This window comes from Streptomyces pactum (assembly GCF_016031615.1).
In the GTDB taxonomy this organism is placed as follows: domain Bacteria; phylum Actinomycetota; class Actinomycetes; order Streptomycetales; family Streptomycetaceae; genus Streptomyces; species Streptomyces pactus.
Genome location: NZ_JACYXC010000002.1, coordinates 20,638 through 38,186, shown reverse-complemented (window position 1 = coordinate 38,186; position 17,549 = coordinate 20,638). Strand labels below are relative to the sequence as shown.

Here is a 17,549-nt window from a genome sequence, read left to right as displayed (position 1 = left end):
GTGGCCAGCCGTTGTCCCATTCATTCCCGGCCATCTGGCCGAATGGCTTCTTCCTGTCCGGCGAGTTGTCAGCACCGAACGGTGGCGCCGTAGTGTGCGACCTGATGTCGTGCGGCCGTGGAAGGCGGACGCCCCCGCCGCCGGCCCCATCCTCCGCGCATGCCCCCACCTCGGCGCGGCGGCCGTCGATCGGCGGTCGCCGGGTGAAGGCCGCTGGTCGGGCGCCCACCGCACGCCGGACGCCGGCGCCCGGCGTGCCGGTCACAGCGAATCACGCATGGTGAAAGGAACTCTCATGAGCAATCCGTTCGAGAACCCGGACGCAAGCTACTTCGTGCTCGTCAACGACGAGGGACAGCATTCCCTGTGGCCGGCCTTCTCCGAGGTTCCGCAGGGCTGGACCGTCGTCCACGGCGAGGACACCCGGCAGGCCTGCCTGGACTACATCAACGAGAACTGGACCGATATGCGCCCCAAGAGTCTTGTCGCGGCAATGGAAAACGCCGCCGGCTGAATCACCGGCACTCCGCCTTTCATTTCTGTCGTTCTTCCGGGGCCATCACATCAATGTCCTTATATGGACAGTCTTTTGAGGCGGAGCCCCAGCCACCGTACCGAGGCAGCCGTGCGATCCTCGAATGCCGCGGGGTGAGTGCATTGTCACGCCCGGTTCCTCCGCCTGGGGCGTACGGATCTGTTCCGGGCATCCTCCGACGCGGCGGCGCGGAGGGTGCCCCGGGCGGGTTCGCCCTCGCGGCGTCTCCCCGCTTCCGGGGCAGCGGCGGGTTTCCGGCTGCCCTTTTCCGGTCCCCCCTCGGCGCTGCCCGGCTCCGTCCCGGCCGGGGCGTCCGGCGGGAGCGGCGCTCCGGCGTGCCCGCACGCGGGGGCGGCACATGCCGGCCCGGTGGGGCCGCCGACGGGGCCGGGTTCACCCCGGCGGCACGACGGCCCCGGACGTCCGGTGCGGTGCCATACCTGCAGGAGCGGCCGCCGGCCGGGGACGCGATCCGGCGCACGGTGCGGGGCCGCACCGTGCGCCGGGTGGTCTCCGGGTCCGCGTCGCCGGTCCGGGTCCCGGGCCCGGATGCGGGTGCCGCCGCGGCGCGTCAGAACTCCAGCACCGCCCGCACCGGCAGGTGGTCGCTGGGGAACTGACCGCCTCGGGAGTAGGTGCTGACAGCCGCGTAGCGGGTGCGGACCGCCGGGGAGGTGAGGATCCAGTCGATCCGGTCCCCGCCCGGCACCAGCGGCCGGTAGCCGTGGAAGGTGGCGTACTGCGGCCCGCGCCGGTCCGCGACGTCCCAGGTGTCCACCAGCGCCCCGCCGCCCAGCAGCGTGTCATGGACCGGGTTGCCGTGCGCGGGGACGTTGAAGTCACCGGTGACGACGCGCGGCAGCGCCGGGTCGAGCCCGCGCAGCCGCTCGGTGATCAGCGCGGCCGAGCGTTCCCGGGCCGGCTGGCTGCGGTGGTCCAGATGGGTGTTGAGGGCGTAGAACTGCCCACCGCCGCGCCGGTCGCGGAACCGCACCCAGGTCACCATGCGCACCACCGCCGCGCCCCAGGTGTTTGAGCCGATGACGTACGGGGTGTCGGAGAGCCAGAAGTGGTCGTACTCCAGGGGCTCCAGCCGTTCGGTGTCGTAGAAGACGGCCATGAACTCGTCGCGGCTTCCCCCGGCCCGGCCGGTGCCGAGCCAGTCGTAACGCGGCCCCAGATCCGCGTGCATGTCGCGGAGCTGCCCGTACAGACCCTCCTGGGTACCGAGCAGATGGGGTTCCTCGCGGCGCAGCAGCTCCCGCATCACGGGACGCCGCTCGGCCCAGGTGTGGGGCGGGGTGTCGGAGGCGAAGCGGAGGTTGAAGGTCATGGCGTGCAGCGGCCGGCGACCGCCGGACGCCGCGTGGGCGGTTCCGGAGAGGCGGGTGGCGGCCGGCAGGGTGAGCGCGGCGGCCGTCGCGGCGGCGAGACCGCGGCGACGGCTGAACCGGGAAGCGGACACGGGTCCTCCAGGAGGTACTCGGTCGGCGTCCCCGGTGGCGGCCGGCGGTGGGCCCGCCGCCACCGGGGACGGGGGACGTGGAACCCACCAGTCTGGGAGGACCCGGTGAGCGGGCCGTGCGACCCGCCGGGGCGGAGAGCTGAACAGGCCGTGAAAGCGGTGCGGGCGCCGGAGGACCCCGCGGCCCGGACCGGTGCGCGGGGCGGACCGGTGGCCGGGGGGGCGGGCCGGCGGCGGCCGGCTCTCCCCCGGTGCTCCGGCTCCGTACCGGGGTGCGGCCGCGTACCGGGGGATCCGGCTCCGTACCGGGGTGTGCCCGCGTACCGGGGGATTCGGCTCCGCGGGCGTCCGCCCGTACCAGGGTCTCGCGTCCGTGCCGTGGCCGTCCCCGGGGCCCTGGGTGAGAAGCCGCCGGGTGAGACGCCGGCAGGCGGCGACGGCCCGAGGGGGACGGCCACCCGGGGTAACGACCGCCGGGCGGTGGGACCCGGACCTGCGCGGTCACCGGCCCGCGGGGGACGCCGGGCGGCGCGGGGCCGGCCGGTGCGGTACCGGCCGGCCGGTGGGGTCAGCGGCTCTCGGGGCCGACCAGGTGGCGGCCGATGACCACCCGCTGGATCTGGTTGGTGCCCTCGACGATCTGGAGCACCTTGGCCTCGCGCATGTACCGCTCGACCGGGAAGTCCACGGTGTAGCCGTACCCGCCCAGGAGCTGGACGGCGTCGGTGGTCACCCGCATCGCGGTGTCGGTGCAGAACAGCTTGGCCATCGCGGCCTGCTTGGCGTAGGGCAGGCCGGCGTCCCGGCGCCGGGCGGCCCCCAGGTAGAGCGCTCGGCCGGCCTCGATCTGGGTGGCCATGTCGGCCAGCATGAAGCGCAGGCCCTGGAAGTCGCCGATGGGACGGCCGAACTGGCGGCGCTCCGCCACGTAGGCCACGGCCTCGTCGAGCGCGGCCTGGGCCACTCCGAGGGCGCAGGCGGCGATGCCCAGGCGGCCGGCGTCCAGGGCGGCCAGCGCGACGGTGAAGCCCTGCCCCTCGTCACCCAGCCGCCGGGCGTCGGGGACGCGCACCCCGTCGAAGTGCAGCTGCGCGGTGGGCGACCCGTTCATCCCCATCTTGCGCTCCGGGGCGGCCGCCGAGAGCCCCTCGGCGTCGCCGGGGACCAGGAACGCGGTGACTCCGCGCGGCCCCTCCCCTCCGGTGCGGGCGAGCACGGTGTAGAAGTCGGCGACGCCGCCGTGGGTGATCCAGGCCTTGGTGCCGTTCAGGACCCAGTCGTCGCCGTCCCGCACCGCGCGGGTGCGCAGGCTGGCCGCGTCGGAGCCGGAGGCGGGCTCGGAGAGGCAGTAGGCGCCCAGCAGCCCCCCGCCGAGCATGTCCGGCAGGTGCTCGGTGCGCTGTTCCTCGGTGCCGAAGGTGGCGAGCGCGTGACACGCCAGGGTGTGGACGCTGACCCCGAGCCCCACGGTGAGCCGGGCGGCGGCCAGCTCCTCCAGCACCTGGAGGTAGACCTCGTAGGGCTGGTCGCCGCCGCCGAACTTCTCCGGGTACGGCAGGCCCAGCAGCCCGGAGTCGGAGAGCAGGCGGAACAGGTCGCGCGGGAACCGACCGGCGGCCTCCTCCTCGGCGGCCCGCGGCGCGATCTCCCGCTCGGCCAGCTCGCGCACGAGCGAGATCAGGTCACGGGCTTCCTCGGTGGGCAGCTGGCGTTCCACCGGCTGCCGGCCGTGCTCGGTCATAGCGGCGCTCTCCTCCTGGGTCGGGGGCTGGACGGCGCGGGCCCTGGGTGTGGCGGCGCCGCGGTCGGGGCACCCAGCCGGTCCTGTCCCGGACCGGATCTCGGACCAGGGGTGACCTGCGGCTGTGGCCGGTTGGAGTATGCCCGATGGACGGCGTTCCGTCACTGGTCCAGTGATCATCGGTGGGAATCCGCCCGCTGTACGCGTACCCGTACGAAGCACCCCGGAACGCACCGTTCCGTCACCGCCCGGTTCCCCCGCGGACCGGGCCGGGTGGGGCGGGCGTCACACGGCACGGCGAACGCGGGGTGGGGCGAGCGTCACACGGCACGGCGCGGGGCATCCCGCGGCGCGGCGGTCCGCCGGCCCGCCGGCCCGGTCGGCGGCCTGCTCGCCCCCTTCGCCCCGTCGGCCCCGTCGACGGCTCTGCCGACGGCCCGCCGGCGGTCGGGCGGGGAGATGGCCCGTGGCGGCGGCCCGCGGGTCCGTCGCGCGGAGGGGGCGGGCGGACCGGGGCGGTCGGCCCGCCGCCTGGGTAGCAGGCCCCAGGGAGGCGTGCGAGCCTGAACGTGTCCCCGTTCCCCCGCCGCTACGGACGCGGAGGTTCCCGCTCACCGTGCCGTTCAGGGTCCGCGCCCGCGCCCATACGACCAGCCTCTTCATCGCCCTGCTGGGCTACATCGCGCTGGCCGTGGTCATCGACCTGCTCACCCCGCAGTCCATCCGGCTCGACGTGTACGCGGCCGTGGCCCCGCTGGCGGCGGCCGCGCTGTGCACCTTCCGGCAGACCGTGGTGCTCGCCGTGGTGGACTTCCTGGTCATGGTGGTGCTGAGCGGCGTGGTGCCGGACGACCCGCAGGCCGTCAACCGGATCTCCGCCATCGTGGGCAACGCCCTGCTGGCCGGCGCCAGTGTGGCCGTCGCGCGGCTGCTCCGGGAGCGGGACGCCCTGCTGGACCGGCTCCGGATCACCGGCGAGGCGGCCCAGCGCGCCCTGCTGCGCCAGTTGCCGCTGCGCAGCCCCGAGGTGACGGTGGACGGCTTCTACGTCTCCGCCCAGCAGGACGCCCTGGTCGGCGGTGACATCTACGAGGTGGTGGAGACCCCCTACGGCACCCGGGTGCTCATCGGGGACGTGCAGGGCAAGGGGCTGCGTGCCCTGGGGGCGGGGGCCGCGGTGCTGACCGCCTTCCGGGAAGCGGCGTACTACCGGCCCCGCCTGGTGGACGCGGTGAGCGCGATGGAACAGGGCCTGCGCCGGTACGCGCGGTCCAGCACCCGGCGGGGGGCCACGGCGTCGGACGCGCAGGGCGGCCCGGAGGATCAGGAGCGGTTCGTCACCGCGCTGGTGCTCGCGGTGCCCGGCGGCGAGACCGTGGCGGAGGGGCCGGTGGTGCCGGTGACCCTGGTGGACTGCGGACACCTCATCCCGTACCTGATCGAGTCGGACGGCCGCGTCAGCGAGCTGGAGCCGGCCGAACCGGGGCTGCCGCTGGGTCTGGGCGAGCTGGTGGACCGGCCCCGGACGGTGCAGCACCTGGCCCTCCCGGCGGACGCGCGGGTGTTCACCTGCACGGACGGGGTGACCGAGGCGCGCGCCCCGGACGGCACGTTCTACCCGCTGGCCGAACGGCTCGGCGGATGGGCGGCGCTGTCCACGCCGGAGCTGCTGGACCGGCTCCGTGCGGACCTCGACGTCCACACCCGCGGCCGGCTTCAGGACGACGCCGCGGTGCTGGTGGTGGAGCGTACGCGGCGGTGAGCGGGCCGCGGGGGCGCACCGGCGCGTCCTGCCGCGCCCGCCATCCCGTCACCCGGCCCCGCCGAACCGCCACCGGGCCCTGGCCGTCGTCTCTACACGGCTGCGGACACCCCGTACGCCCGGGCCCCGGTCTTCGTACGGGGCTGGACGCCCCGTACGCCCGGCCGAGCCGTACGACCCCCGGCCCATTCGTCCCCACCGGGTTCCGGCCGCCCGCGCCGGGCCCCGGCCCGCCCTCGCCCGCCGGAAGCCACCGGCCGGTGGCTTCCCTGCCGTGCTCGCGGCACCCGCCACGGCGCGGCCTGCCGTGGGGCCGAGCGGCACCCGGGCGCGCGGCAGGCGCCGGGGGCCGGCCGCCCCGGCGGGTTCCGTGGCTCTGGCGACGCGGCGGCCGGCGGGGTCCCGTCGGCTCCGGCGGTTCGCGCGGCGGTCTCGCCGCCCGGGCGGCTGCCACCTCCCCGGCGGCTCGGCACCTTCCCGCGGCCGGCACCTTCCCGCGGCCGGGCCGGCCTCAGTGGCTGAACACCTCGAAGGCCACCGCGGGCCGACCACCGAACCGCCGGCCGGCCGCGGCCATCATGCCGTCCAGGAACGTCCGGCAGTACCGCTCGGGGTCCTCGTCGGTGAGCGCCTCGATGTAGGTCCGGTGGGCGAGCAGCGACCGTACCGCCCGCTCGGCGCCGGCCGAGGCGTCCACCGCGTGGGTGGGGTGCGGGGAGCCGGCCACCGCCACGTGGCGGACCCCGTCCCAGGGGCTCAGCCCCTCCTCCGCCAGCTCGGGGAAGATCCAGCGGTTGCCGGCGTCCCCGACCGCGTCCAGCACCGCCCGGCCCACCGCCCGGTGGTCCGGGGTGTTCCAGGCGGTGCCGCCCCAGGTGTCGTGGTGGTTGAGGGTGATCACCAGTTCCGGCCGGTGGCGGCGGATGGCGGCGGCGAAGTCCCGGCGCAGCGCCGTGCCGTACTCGATCACGCCGTCCGGGTACCCGAGGAACTCCACCGAGGTCACCCCGACCTCCGCGGCACTCGCCCGTTGCTCGCGGACGCGCAGCGGGCCGCACTCCGCGGGCGCGATGCCGTCGATCCCGGCCTCCCCCACCGTGGCCAGCAGATATCCGATCTCCCGGCCCTCGTCGGTCCAGGTTGCGATCGCCGCGGACGCCCCGTACTCCAGGTCGTCCGGGTGCGCCACGATGGCGAGCGCGCGCCGCCAGTCGGTGGGCATCGGCCGCAGCCGGTCCGCCGGGGGCGGGGCGGCCTCCGTGCCCGGCCGCCGCGCACCGGTGCCCGGGCCGTCCGTCCGGTCGCCGCCCGGCCTGTCGCCGTCCCCCGCTGCCGCCCGGCCGCCGTCGGTCTCGTCGGTACTCATCGCCTCTCCTCCACGGTCCGCACGGGGGCAGCGTAGGCGGTACTGCGGGGAATCCCCGGTTTCGGCGAGCGGGTGCCGGGCCCCCGTGCGGCACCGGCGGCGCCGGGTGGCGCTCTCCCGCGACAGGGGCGGAGGAGCCGGGACCATCACGGTGACCGGAACACCGGGGGCACCTGCCGGGGTGACGGGAAGCGACCGTGCCCCGGCCGGGACGACCGGAACGCCCGGGGACACCGGCCACGGGGGCGAACGGGGACACCGGCCACGGGGACGACCGGTGGCACCGACCGGGACGACCGGGGCGCCAGGCCAGGCGGCCGTTCGGGCGACGCACCCCGGCGCAGGGACGGCGGAACGGTGGCCTCCGGGCGGGGGCGGCGGAACGGGGCGGCGGGGCGGGAACCCGGCCGGGCCGCGGTCCGACTACCTGGTCCGGGCCCGCGACGGCGGGCCTGTGGACCGTCGATTTCCTGGAGAGTCCCATGCGCCCTCGCGTCCTGTGCGGTGTCCTGGCCGCCGTCGCCCTGTCCGTCACGGCCTGCGGCGGCGGTGGCGACGGGCGGCGGGCGGACACCGCCGACGGCAACCGGCCCGGCTACCCGGTCACCGTGAGCGACTGCGACGGCCGGAGGACGACCTTCCACCGGCCCCCCGAGAAGATCGTCACCAGCAACGCGGCCGGCCTGGAGATGCTCTTCTGGCTCGGGGCCGGGGACAAGGTCGTCGGCACCGGCTTCCCGCCCGGCAGGGGTACCCTGCCCGCGGCGTTCGCGGACCGGGCGGCCCGGGTGCCGGTGCTGGGCCGTACGGTGATCGCCAAGGAGCGGCTGCTGGGCTCCGGCGCCGATCTGTACGTGGACACCTTCTCGTCGATGCGGAACATGGGCGGGGGCGTCGACGGGCCGCGGCCGGAGGAGTTCCGGGCCGCCGGCATCAAGCACGTGTACCTGCGCTCCACCGCGTGCGCCGGTTCGCTGCGCGGGGAACGCACCGACCTGTCCCAGGTGGAGGAGGACATCCTGGAGCTGGGCCGGGTCACCGGCACCTCCCCGCGCGCCGCCGAACTCGTCGCCGGCATGCGGCGGAAGACCGGGGCGGTGCGGTCCGCGCTGGCCGGGGTGGCGCGGTCGGAGCGGCCGACGTACTTCTTCTTCGACTACGACGCGGGCACCGAGCAGCCGCTGGCGGTGTGCGGCCGGCAGGTCGCCAACGCGGTGATCACTCTGGCCGGCGGGCGCAACGTGTTCGCCGGCTGCGAGGGTGACTTCACGCGTGTGGGGTGGGAGGACGTGGTCGCCGCGAACCCGGACTGGATCCAGCTGGGGGTGCGTGACCGGGGCGGCGCGGAGGCGAACCGGAAGGCGTTCGACGAGGCCGCCGCGTTCCTGCGGGACCACCCGGCCACCAAGGGGCTCACGGCGGTGCGGGAGGACCGGCTGCTGCGGATCGGCTCCGAGCGCACCACGATCGGCGGGGTGCGCAGCGCCGACACGGTCCGGGAGATCGCGCGCGCCCTCCACCCGGACCGGGTGAAGTGATGGGCGGCCTCACCAAGGACACCGGCGCCCCCGCCGCGGACGGCCGGGCGGCGGACGGGCCGGGGGCGCCGTACCGCGCGCGGGGGCCGGGGGCGGCCGGTACGAGCGGGGCGGCGGGGGCCCGGGCCGCGCGCCGGGCTGGTCGGCTCCGTCCTCGGCGCGGCGCTGCTGGCGGCGCTGACCGCCGCCGTCGCGCTGGGCTCCACCGACGTACCGCTGTCCCAGGTGTGGTCGGCCGTCGTGCGCGGGGTCACCGGGGGCGAACCGGTGCCCGGCACCTCGGACCTGATCGTGTGGCAGCTGCGGCTGCCGCGCGCGCTGCTGGCCGCGGTGGTCGGCGCCGGGCTCGGACTGGTCGGCACCGCGGTGCAGGCGCTGGTCCGCAACCCGCTGGCCGACCCGTATCTGCTCGGTGTCTCCTCCGGGGCCTCGCTGGGCGCGGTGGCGGCCATCGTGCTCGGGGCGGGCGGGGGCGGCGCGCGGGGGCTGGGGCGGACCTCGGCGGGGTTCCCGGGGGAGCAGAAAAAGATCGCCCTGGTGTGGGCGGTGGCCCGGCGCGGCGGCGGTTTCTCGTCGCTGCGGCTGGTGCTGGCGGGGGTGGGCGTCGGCCAGTTCCTCTCCGGATTCACCAGCTACCTGGTGCTCCGGGCCGGTGACGAGCAGCAGACCCAGGGGGTGCTGTTCTGGCTGATGGGTTCGCTCGGCGGGGCGCGGTGGGAGACGCTGCCGGTGCCCGCCGTCACGGTGGCGGCGGGGCTGGTCGCGCTGCAGGCCCGGGCGCGGGCGCTGAACGCCCTGCAGATGGGCGACGAGACGGCGGCCGCGCTGGGCGTCCGGGTGGCCGGGCTGCGCCGGGAGCTGTTCGTGGTCACCAGTGTGCTGACCGGGGTGCTGGTGTCGGTCTCCGGGGCGATCGGCTTCGTGGGGCTGATGGTGCCGCACGCGTGCCGGCTCGTCGCCGGTGGCGATCTGCGCCGGCTGCTGCCGCTCTCCGCGCTCGCCGGCGCGGTGCTGCTGGTGGTGGTGGACCTGGCGGCCCGCACCGTGCTCCCCGACCAGGAGTTGCCGGTGGGCGTGGTCACCTCGCTGATCGGCGCGCCCGCCCTGCTGTATCTGCTCGACCGGCGACTGGAGCGGCCATGAGGATCGCGGTGGAGGACCTGGCGGTGGCCCTGTCGGGGCGGACCGTGGTGAGCGGGGTGGACCTGATCGCCGAGGAGGGGGAGATCGCGGGCCTGGTCGGTCCCAACGGCAGCGGGAAGTCCACGGTGCTCCGTACCGTGTACCGGCACCTGGCCCCGCGCGCCGGCCGGGTGCTGGTCGGCGGCACGGATCTGCGGGCGCTGTCCCCGGTGGAGTCGGCCCGGCGGATCGCCGCGCTGCCGCAGGAGCGGGGCAGCGACTTCGAGCTGACGGTCCGTGAGGTGGTGGCGATGGGGCGCACGCCCTACAAACGGGCCTTCGCCGCCGACGACGACACCGACCGGGAGGTGGTCGGCCGGGCCCTGGAGCAGGTCGGCATGGCGGGGTCCCACCGGTGGCGGCGGTTCTCCGCGCTCTCCGGCGGCGAGCGGCAGCGGGTCCTGCTGGCCCGGGCCCTGGCCCAGGCGCCCGACGTCCTGGTCCTGGACGAGCCCACGAACCACCTCGACGTGCGGCACCAGGTGGAGTTGCTGACCCTGCTGCGCCGGCAGCGCCGCACCACCCTGCTGGCGCTGCACGACCTCAACGCGGCGGCCTCGGTCTGCGACCGGCTCCATGTGCTGCACGACGGCGCGGTGGTCGCCTCCGGCACCCCCCGGGAGGTGCTGACCGCGGACCTGCTCGCCGAGGTCTTCGGGGTGCGGGCGGCGGTGGTGCGGCACCCGCTCACCGGCGATCCGCTGATCGCCTTCGACCACCGGGCCACCGTCCGCGGCGACCGCGACGGCGACGGCCCTGAGCTGACCGGCACGCCGACGGGCCCGGGATGACGGGCCAGGGGTGACGGGCCAGGGGTGACGGGCCAGGGGTGACGGGCCAGGGGTGACGGGCCAGGGGTGACGGGCCAGGGGTGACGGGCCAGGGGTGACGGGCCAGGGTGACGGGCCAGGGGTGACGGGCCAGGGGTGACGGGGCGGCGCTGCCCGGCCGGGCCGGGCGGCGGTGGGGCCGTGGCGGGGCGGTCACTCCTGCTGGAAGTGGCTGGGGCGGCCGTCCCGCAGCACCAGCCGGCCGAGCCGCTCCGCCTCGGCCCGCCGCAGCAGACGGGGACTGCCGTCGGCGCGGCGCAGCACCACGGAGTGCCAGGGGGTGACCCAGACGTCGTCGGCGTCGAGCAGCCGCAGTCCGAACTTCGCCGAGCCCCGCGGCTGCGGGTGGATGGAGAGCCGGACCGAGCGCGGCCGGTGCTCGGCGATCAGGTCGCCCCAGGCGCGGCTGCGGGCCATGACGCCGTAGGCCCGTGCGCGGCATTCCCGCTGGAGGGCGGAGCGGGTGCCCCGGTGGCCGGCGGCGTCCTCGACCAGGAAGCGGGTGATGCCCCGGTACAGCCGCAGGGTGTCCGGGTCCGTGCGGACCTCGGCGCGCAGCGTTTCGACGTCCGGGGCGTGGGCGGCCAGGACGCGGGCGCGCATCTCCGCGTGCCGCAGGTCGCCGTGGACGTCCCGCAGGTCGAAGGTGTCCAGATGGGTGAGGCGCTCCCGGACGATCATGTCGCGCAGGGCGTCGCCGTAGGCGTCGATGTGCGCGTCGGGCACCCCGATGAGGTCGCCGAAGACGTGCCCGTCGGAACAGATCAGCAAGGTGGCTCCGGGCGGGTACACCTCGCCGATGCCGGCGCAGAGCCGGTCCAGGAAGGCGAGGGAGAGCCGCTCCCCTTCGTCGGGGAGGTGGCCCAGCACCTTGGCCGGGTTGGGGGATTTGCAGGGGAAGCCCGGCAGGGTGAGCAGAATCGGTTCTCCAGCGCGGACGAACTCGGCTATCCGGGTGCGCTGCGGCGCGAAGCCCGGGTCCGCCGCGCCGGCCTCGGCCCGGGCCGCGCCGGTCCCGGTCCCGGCCCGCGCCGCGCCCGGCCGCGGGTCCGGCGTGGTGGCGCGGGGGCGTACCGGCGTGCCGCCTCGCCCGTCCTCCGTACCGCCGGCCGGGGGGCGGGCCGGGGTCGGCCGCCCGGCGGTGGGGCAGCAGCAGGGCGAGCACCCGGGCGCTGATCCGGGCCACCTCCGCCTCGGCCGCCGCCCGCGGCGCCCGGCGGGGTCCGCGTCCGGTGTGGTCCCCGGGGCGCGCCCCGGCCCGTGCCGTGCCCCACCGCACCTGGGTTGCTCCCGCGGGACGGGTCGTCGCGTCAGCCACGGGCGGCCGCCGTGCGCCCGTAGTGGACCGGAAGGTGGTCGGTGCCGCGCGCCAGGACGGCGGGGATCCACTCGATCCGCTCGGCCGGCACCGCGAGCCGCAGCCCGGGCAGCCGGTCGAGCAGGGTGCCCAGGGCGATCTGGAGTTCGATGCGCGCCAGGGCGGCACCGGGGCAGTAGTGGACGCCGTGCCCGAAGGCGAGGTGCGGGTTGACCGCCCGGTCCAGGTCGAGGGCGTCGGGCGCGGCGAAGCGCTCGGGGTCGCGGTTGGCCGCGCACAGCGAGACGATCACCGAGTCGCCGGCCGGCACCCGGGTGCCGTGCAACTCGCCGTCCTCGGCGAGGAAGCGCCAGGTGGTGAGTTCGAAGGCGGCGTCGTGGCGGAGGAGTTCCTCCACCGCCCGCGGCCGCAGCGCCGGTTCGGCGCGCAGTCGGGCCACCGCCCCGGGATTCCGGAAGAGGGCCAGCAGTGCGGTGGTGATCTGGTTGGTGACCGGTTCCTGGCCGGCCACCAGCAACTGGAAGATCATGGAGTCCCGTTCCGCGGCGGTCAGCTCGCCGGTGTCGCAGCCGGCCACCAGCCGGCCGAGCAGATCGTCGGCGGGCCCGGTCCGCCTGGCCGCGACCACCTCGGCGATGTAGCCCTCCAGGCCGTGCAGGAGGGCCTCGTAGGCGGCCCGTCCGGGGTCGCGCGGGCCGACCGGCTGCACCACCTTGCCCCACTCCCGCCGGAACCGCGCGGCCAGGTGGGGCGGCAGGCCGATGACCTCGGCGAGCACCAGGAAGGGGAACCGGGCGGCGAAGCAGCGGACCAGGTCCACGGGGTGGGCGTCCCCGGCCGGTGGCATCCCGTCCACCAGCGCGTCCGCGATCCGCTGGAAGCGGGGGCGCAGCGCCGCCACCCGGCGGGGCGCGAAGGCGTCGGTGACCAGGCGGCGCAGCCGGGTGTGCCGGGGCGGGTCCTGGTGCAGCAGATGGACCTGGAGCCGGGAGTGCTGGGGCTCGGGCATGATCGAGGCGCGGGCCCGCCAGCGGTCGTTGCCCAGGTCGTGGTTCTTGCCGAGCCGGGGATCGGACAGGGTCTCCAGGGCGGCCTGGTGGCCGGTGACCAGCCAGGCGTCGACGCCGCTGGGGAAGCGCACCCGGTGCACCGGGCCGGCGGCCCGCAGCCGCTCGTACAACGGGTAGGGGTCGCGCTTGTACGCGCGACCGAGGAGCGGGACCGGCTCGGGCAGGGACATGCTGTGTCTCCTCGGGCGTCGGCGGGACTCGCCGGGTGATGTGACGCACCAGAAGTCGCGGCGGACCCGGGCCGGGTTCCCGCCGTCCTCAGTTCCCGCGGCGGCTTCCGCCGTCCTGGGTTCCCGCGGCTGCCGGGCGGGCGGTGCGGACGTCGGGCGGCGTCCGGCACCGTCCCGGCACGTACGCCGCCCCCGCCCCGGATCCGCCACCGGGCCGCGGGGTCCGGGGCCCGGCAGGGGCCACCGCGACGGCGGACCGGTCACCGGACCGACGGACCGTCACCGGACCGACGGGCCGCCACCGTCCTCGGCGGACGCGCCACCGTCCCCGGCGGGTCCACCGCCGCCGCGCCGGGGTGCGGCCCCGCCCGGGCGCGCGTTCACCGGGCCGGGCGGATGCGGCGGCCGGAGCGGTGCGGTGGGCCGGCACCGGCTCCGGTCACCGCCGGGAGCCGCCACCCCGTCACTCGATCGGGTGATTCTGGTCCGTCGGTGCGGGGTGCTCCCCCTCCCCCGCCCGCCCCGATACCACCTCAACGTGCGTGCGCCACGGCCTCGTTGGGCACACCGGTCGACGGGCGGTCACACGTCGCACCGGTACGACAGGAGCGCGCCGGCGCGGCGCGCCGGAAGCAGGAACGCCTGCCACAGGGGGAGGCTCGCGAGGACGGCGTGGGGCCCGGCCGGGCGGTGGGGGGCGGCGCGGCGCCGGACCCGCCGGCCTGGTGAGGTGACCACCCACCGGCCGGGTGAGGGTGTTTCAGGGCGCGCGGCCGACCCGGTCGCCGGATTCCGGTGGCGGGGCGGACGCCGCCCCGGCGCCGAGGCCGGCCAGGCCGCCCAGCGCCACGGTGGCCGCGCGGTCGAGCGCCGTCCGCAGCTCGTCGGCGGTCGCCCCCCGGGCCAGGCGGACGAGCGCCGTGTTGATCAGGGCGCCGGCCAGCGCACCGACCGCGGCGGACGCCTCCGCCTCGTCGATCTCGTCACCGCAGGCCGCCAGCAGTGCGCCGGTCAGCTGGCGCTGGGCCTCGAACAGCCAGTGCAGGGCACGCGCCCGCAGGGCCGGCGAGGCGAGGATGAGCCGCACCCGCAGCGAGGGGAGCTCCCCGGTCAGGTCCGCGGCCGCGTCCGGTGACACCACCGAGGTCCGCAGCGCCCGCAGCAGCAGCTGGGCCACGGTCTCGCCCGGCCGACGCCCGCCCACCGCGCGCACCAGGGCGTCGACGCGCTCCTGGCTGTCGGCGAAGAGTACGTCCTCCTTGCCCGGGAAGTAGCTGAAGAAGGTACGCGTCGAGACGTCCGCCGCGGCCGCGATCTCGGCGACCGTGGTCTCCTCGTACCCGCGCTCCGCCACCAGGCGCACGGCGGCGTCGATGAGCGCGCGCCGGGTGCGCTGCTTCTTGCGCTCCCGCAGCCCCATCGGCCGCGGCCCGTCGTCCCCGGGCGGGGACCCGGTGACGGCCGCGGGCGAACCCGTCGAGTCGATCATGGTGACACCCTACCCCAATTCTCGCACGCCATGCATTTTTGCATCGCTTGAAGTTTTCTCCGGGCTGGGCTTTTATCAAAACATGGAACGTCTACTGGAAACTCTTGGTCGATCGTGTGCTTTACGGCCCTGGCGGACGATCACCGCCTGGCTGGTGGCGGCAGTGGCGCTCCTGGCGCTGGGACAGGCGGCGGGCGGCACCTTCGTGAACGACTTCCGGGTGCCGGGGGTGGAGTCGCAGAAGGCCACGGACGAGGCGCGGGACCACTTCCCCTCCTTCGGCGCGGTGGACTCGCAGATCGTGTGGCACGCGCCGGACGGGAAGCTGGACACCCCCGAACGCTCCGCCGCGATCCGTCGGATGCTGACCGAGGTCCGTGATCAGCCGGACGTCAGCGGGGTGGACCGGCCCTTCCCGAGCGAGAACGGCCGGGCGGCCACCACGAGCGTCTCCTACGACAAGGAACTGGGCGAACTGGACAAGGCGCACTACGAGCGGCTCGATGACGCCGCCGAGCCGGTGCGCGCCACCGGACTCGACGTGGAGTTCCGCGGCATGGTGGTCGACCTGGGCAACGAGCCCACCACCAGCGCCGCCGAACTCGTCGGCCTGGGCGCCGCGCTGATCGTGCTCATCATCGCCTTCGGCTCGCTGGTCGCCGCGGGGCTGCCGCTGGTGGTGGCCGGCGTCGGCATCGTCGCCGGCACCGCGCTGGTCCTGCTGGTCGGCTCGGTGATGGACATCCCGACCTCCGCCCCGATCATCGCGGTGATGCTCGGCCTCGGCGCGGGCATCGACTACGCGCTGTTCATCCTGAGCCGGTTCCGGGCCGATCTCGCCGACGGACACAGCCCGTCCGCGGCGGCCGGGCACGCCTCCGCGGTGGCCGGGCACGCCGTGGTGTTCGCCGGGGGCACCGTCGTGGTCGCCATCCTCGGGCTGAACTTCGCCGGGATCCCGTTCGTCGGCGCCATGGGCATCGCCGGGGCCGTCACCGTGGCCGTGATGATGGTCGCCGCGCTCACCCTGCTCCCCGCGCTGCTGGGCCTGCTGGGCCACCGGGTGAACGCCCTGCCGCTGCCCCGGCTGCGCGCCGCGCGCCGGGCGGCCGCCACCCCCGGCGAGGCGGAGCACAGCGCCGCCGCGACCCGGGCCGGCCGGTGGAGCGAGCACGTGTACCGCAACCGGATCGTGTACGCCTGCTCGTCCACCGTGGTCCTGCTGGCCCTCACCGCGCCGCTGTTCTCGCTGCGGCTGGGCAACCCCGACGACGGCATTCAGCCGGCCGACCTGACGCAGCGTCAGGCCTACGACCTGATCGCCGACAACTTCGGACCCGGCTGGAACGCCCCGCTGGTCATCACCGTCACCGACGGTGGTGAGGACCGGGCCGGGAAGCTCACCGCCGCGCTGAAGAAGGACCCCGAGGTGGCGGTGGCGACCCCGCCCAAGATCAGCGAGGACGGGAAGGCGGCCCTGCTGACCGTCGTGCCCGAACACGCGCCGCAGGACAAGGAGGTCAGCGACCTCGTCCACCGGATCCGGGACGACATCGCCCCCCGCGCGCTGGCGGGTTCCGGGGGCGAGGCGCTGGTGGGCGGCTCCACCGCGCTGCTGATCGACATGGCGGACGTGGTCGGCCAGCGGCTGCCCTGGGTGGTGCTGGCCGTGGTCGGCGCGGGCACGCTGCTGCTGGTGGGGATGTTCCGGGCACCGGTGATCGCGCTCAAGGCCGCCGTGATGACCCTGCTGTCCATCGGCGTCTCGTTCGGGGTCATCACCGCCATGTTTCAGTGGGGCTGGGGGCTGGACCTGATCGGCGTGGACAAGACGGTGCCCATCATGTCCGCCGTGCCGATGCTGCTGTTCGCCGTGTTGTTCGGGCTCTCCATGGACTACGAGGTCTTCCTGCTCTCCGCCGTCCGGGAGTCGTACCGGAAGACCGGGGACCCGCGGCGGGCGGTGATCGCCGGCCTCTCCTCCACCGCCGGGGTGATCACGGCGGCGGCGGTCATCATGGCCTGTGTGTTCCTCAGCTTCGTGTCGGTCCCGGAGACCCTCATCAAGATCATCGGCATCGGGCTCGCCGCGGCGGTGATCATCGACGCCACGCTGATCCGGATGGTGCTGGTGCCCGCGGTGATGGCGTTGCTGGGCGACCGTGCCTGGTGGCGGCCGGGCCGGGACCGGGCCGCGGCCGGCGGCGGCACCGGTGCCGGGCCGGGGGCGGTCACCGGGGCGGACCGCGCGACGGGCTCCGTCGGCAGCGGCTCCGGGGCGGGGGGCGCCCGTTCCGAGTCCGGCTGACCACCGGATACCGGACACGCGCGCGGGCGGTGCCCCGGGGAGGTCCCGGGGCACCGCCCGCGCGCGTGGTGCCGCCGCGCCGCCCGCCCGTACCGCACCGGGCGGGCGGCGCCGGATCACTCGGCCACGTAGGTGCGCCGTTCCCAGTCGAAGACGCGCAAGGTGGTGCCCTGGTGGGTGACCGTCTCCTGGGTGGCCCGGAAGTGTTCGTACGCGTTGCCGGTCAGCAGCTTCAGGTACGACTGCTCCTCGGCGACGTGCCGCATACGGTCCTCCTCGGCCAGGTGAACGGGGCCTCCGCGCAGGAGGACGTTCGGTGCTGTGATGGTCATGGGTGGCACCCCTTTCGTTTCCGCCGGGTCGGGGGCGGGCCCGTGGCACCCGCCACCCGCTGTCATCGGTGTGCGGTCAGGTCGTCGTGGTCTTCCGGTCGTCGGGATTCTCGGGTCGTCGTGTTCTTCGGGTCGTCGTGTTCTTCGGGTCTTCGGGGCCTTCGGGTCGTCGTGTTCTTCGGGTCGTGGCCGGGTGGCCGGTCGTGGTGGGCCACGGTCGGCCGGGGCCGGGTGGCTCCGGCCGTCGGTGCGGCCGGTCGCCGGCTCCCCGGTTGCCGTGGCCCGCGGCTGCCGTCGTTCTCCGGTCGTGGTCGCCGCCCCGGTCGCCGACGTGACGGTGCGGGGCCGTGTCCGGCCGGCGCCGGTGCCGGTTCGCGGGGGCCGCCCGGCGTGCCGGTCCGGCTCCGGGTGGGGCGGGCCGGGGCCCGTGCCGACGGACCCCG

The 17,549-nt window shown here is 75.9% G+C and carries 13 protein-coding genes; 6 read left to right on the top strand and 7 right to left on the bottom strand.

The features are described 5' to 3' along the window. The first annotated feature begins 295 nt into the window (after positions 1-295). Positions 296-514, top strand: coding sequence for an MbtH family protein (locus IHE55_RS28705; protein ID WP_197992340.1), 219 nt, complete (start codon positions 296-298; stop codon positions 512-514). A gap of 592 nt (positions 515-1,106) precedes the next feature. Here the strand turns inward: IHE55_RS28705 and IHE55_RS28700 are convergent. Next, positions 1,107-2,000 carry an endonuclease/exonuclease/phosphatase family protein gene (locus IHE55_RS28700; protein ID WP_197992339.1) on the bottom strand — a complete coding sequence of 298 codons (894 nt, stop codon included), beginning with the start codon at positions 1,998-2,000 and terminating at the stop codon, positions 1,107-1,109. Between the two features lie 568 nt (positions 2,001-2,568). Beyond that, positions 2,569-3,741 (bottom strand): acyl-CoA dehydrogenase family protein, encoded by a 1,173-nt coding sequence (locus IHE55_RS28695; protein WP_197992338.1) that lies wholly within the window; start codon positions 3,739-3,741, stop codon positions 2,569-2,571. Positions 3,742-4,357: 616 nt separating this feature from the next. On the opposite strand from IHE55_RS28695, the gene IHE55_RS28690 reads away from it, so the two are divergent. After that, a complete protein-coding gene (locus tag IHE55_RS28690) occupies positions 4,358-5,503 on the top strand; it encodes a PP2C family protein-serine/threonine phosphatase (RefSeq protein ID WP_197992337.1) in 1,146 nt (381 codons plus the stop codon). A gap of 511 nt (positions 5,504-6,014) precedes the next feature. On the opposite strand, the gene IHE55_RS28685 is transcribed toward IHE55_RS28690, so the two are convergent. After that, positions 6,015-6,725: a PIG-L deacetylase family protein gene (locus tag IHE55_RS28685; protein WP_197992585.1), complete on the bottom strand. Its 711-nt coding sequence runs from the start codon at positions 6,723-6,725 to the stop codon at positions 6,015-6,017. A 626-nt stretch (positions 6,726-7,351) separates the two neighbouring features. Here IHE55_RS28685 and IHE55_RS28680 point away from each other — a divergent pair. From IHE55_RS28680 to IHE55_RS28670, 3 genes are all read left to right on the top strand, one after another. Further along, positions 7,352-8,407: an ABC transporter substrate-binding protein gene (locus tag IHE55_RS28680; protein WP_197992336.1), complete on the top strand. Its 1,056-nt coding sequence runs from the start codon at positions 7,352-7,354 to the stop codon at positions 8,405-8,407. Between the two features lie 138 nt (positions 8,408-8,545). After that, on the top strand, positions 8,546-9,550 hold the full coding sequence (locus tag IHE55_RS28675; protein ID WP_197992584.1) for a FecCD family ABC transporter permease: 1,005 nt from the start codon (positions 8,546-8,548) through the stop codon (positions 9,548-9,550). Then, positions 9,547-10,380: an ABC transporter ATP-binding protein gene (locus tag IHE55_RS28670; protein WP_197992335.1), complete on the top strand. Its 834-nt coding sequence runs from the start codon at positions 9,547-9,549 to the stop codon at positions 10,378-10,380. The genes IHE55_RS28675 and IHE55_RS28670 overlap by 4 nt, the downstream gene beginning before the upstream one ends. Positions 10,381-10,572: 192 nt before the next feature. Here IHE55_RS28670 and IHE55_RS33330 read toward each other — a convergent pair whose 3' ends face one another. The 3 genes from IHE55_RS33330 to IHE55_RS28655 all read right to left on the bottom strand — a co-directional run bounded on the left by IHE55_RS33330 (position 10,573) and on the right by IHE55_RS28655 (position 14,466). Continuing rightward, positions 10,573-11,808 carry an L-tyrosine/L-tryptophan isonitrile synthase family protein gene (locus IHE55_RS33330; RefSeq protein ID WP_372442795.1) on the bottom strand — a complete coding sequence of 412 codons (1,236 nt, stop codon included), beginning with the start codon at positions 11,806-11,808 and terminating at the stop codon, positions 10,573-10,575. After that, positions 11,730-12,977, bottom strand: a complete 1,248-nt coding sequence (locus IHE55_RS28660) for a cytochrome P450 family protein (RefSeq protein WP_197992334.1) — start codon at positions 12,975-12,977, stop codon at positions 11,730-11,732. Before IHE55_RS28660 ends, IHE55_RS33330 begins: the two co-directional genes overlap by 79 nt. A 760-nt stretch (positions 12,978-13,737) precedes the next feature. Continuing rightward, the gene (locus IHE55_RS28655) at positions 13,738-14,466 is read right to left on the bottom strand and encodes a TetR/AcrR family transcriptional regulator (protein ID WP_197992333.1); all 729 of its coding nucleotides are present in this window, start codon (positions 14,464-14,466) and stop codon (positions 13,738-13,740) included. Between the two features lie 82 nt (positions 14,467-14,548). Between IHE55_RS28655 and IHE55_RS28650 the strand changes: the two genes are divergently transcribed. Next, the gene (locus tag IHE55_RS28650; protein ID WP_197992332.1) at positions 14,549-16,774 is read left to right on the top strand and encodes an MMPL family transporter; all 2,226 of its coding nucleotides are present in this window, start codon (positions 14,549-14,551) and stop codon (positions 16,772-16,774) included. A 116-nt stretch (positions 16,775-16,890) separates the two neighbouring features. Here IHE55_RS28650 and IHE55_RS28645 read toward each other — a convergent pair whose 3' ends face one another. After that, positions 16,891-17,106, bottom strand: a complete 216-nt coding sequence (locus IHE55_RS28645) for a DUF5988 family protein (RefSeq protein ID WP_197992331.1) — start codon at positions 17,104-17,106, stop codon at positions 16,891-16,893. Positions 17,107-17,549: the final 443 nt, after the last annotated feature.

Bases quoted from the DNA above. Each gene is read 5' to 3' on its own strand.
- IHE55_RS28705 (WP_197992340.1), top strand. From the start codon at position 296: ATGAGCAATCCGTTCGAGAACCCGGACGCAAGCTACTTCGTGCTCGTC.
- IHE55_RS28695 (WP_197992338.1), bottom strand. From the start codon at position 3,741: ATGACCGAGCACGGCCGGCAGCCGGTGGAACGCCAGCTGCCCACCGAG.
- IHE55_RS28685 (WP_197992585.1), bottom strand. From the start codon at position 6,725: ATGCCCACCGACTGGCGGCGCGCGCTCGCCATCGTGGCGCACCCGGAC.
- IHE55_RS28680 (WP_197992336.1), top strand. From the start codon at position 7,352: ATGCGCCCTCGCGTCCTGTGCGGTGTCCTGGCCGCCGTCGCCCTGTCC.
- IHE55_RS28670 (WP_197992335.1), top strand. From the start codon at position 9,547: ATGAGGATCGCGGTGGAGGACCTGGCGGTGGCCCTGTCGGGGCGGACC.
- IHE55_RS28660 (WP_197992334.1), bottom strand. From the start codon at position 12,977: ATGTCCCTGCCCGAGCCGGTCCCGCTCCTCGGTCGCGCGTACAAGCGC.
- IHE55_RS28655 (WP_197992333.1), bottom strand. From the start codon at position 14,466: ATGATCGACTCGACGGGTTCGCCCGCGGCCGTCACCGGGTCCCCGCCC.
- IHE55_RS28650 (WP_197992332.1), top strand. From the start codon at position 14,549: ATGGAACGTCTACTGGAAACTCTTGGTCGATCGTGTGCTTTACGGCCC.
- IHE55_RS28645 (WP_197992331.1), bottom strand. From the start codon at position 17,106: ATGACCATCACAGCACCGAACGTCCTCCTGCGCGGAGGCCCCGTTCAC.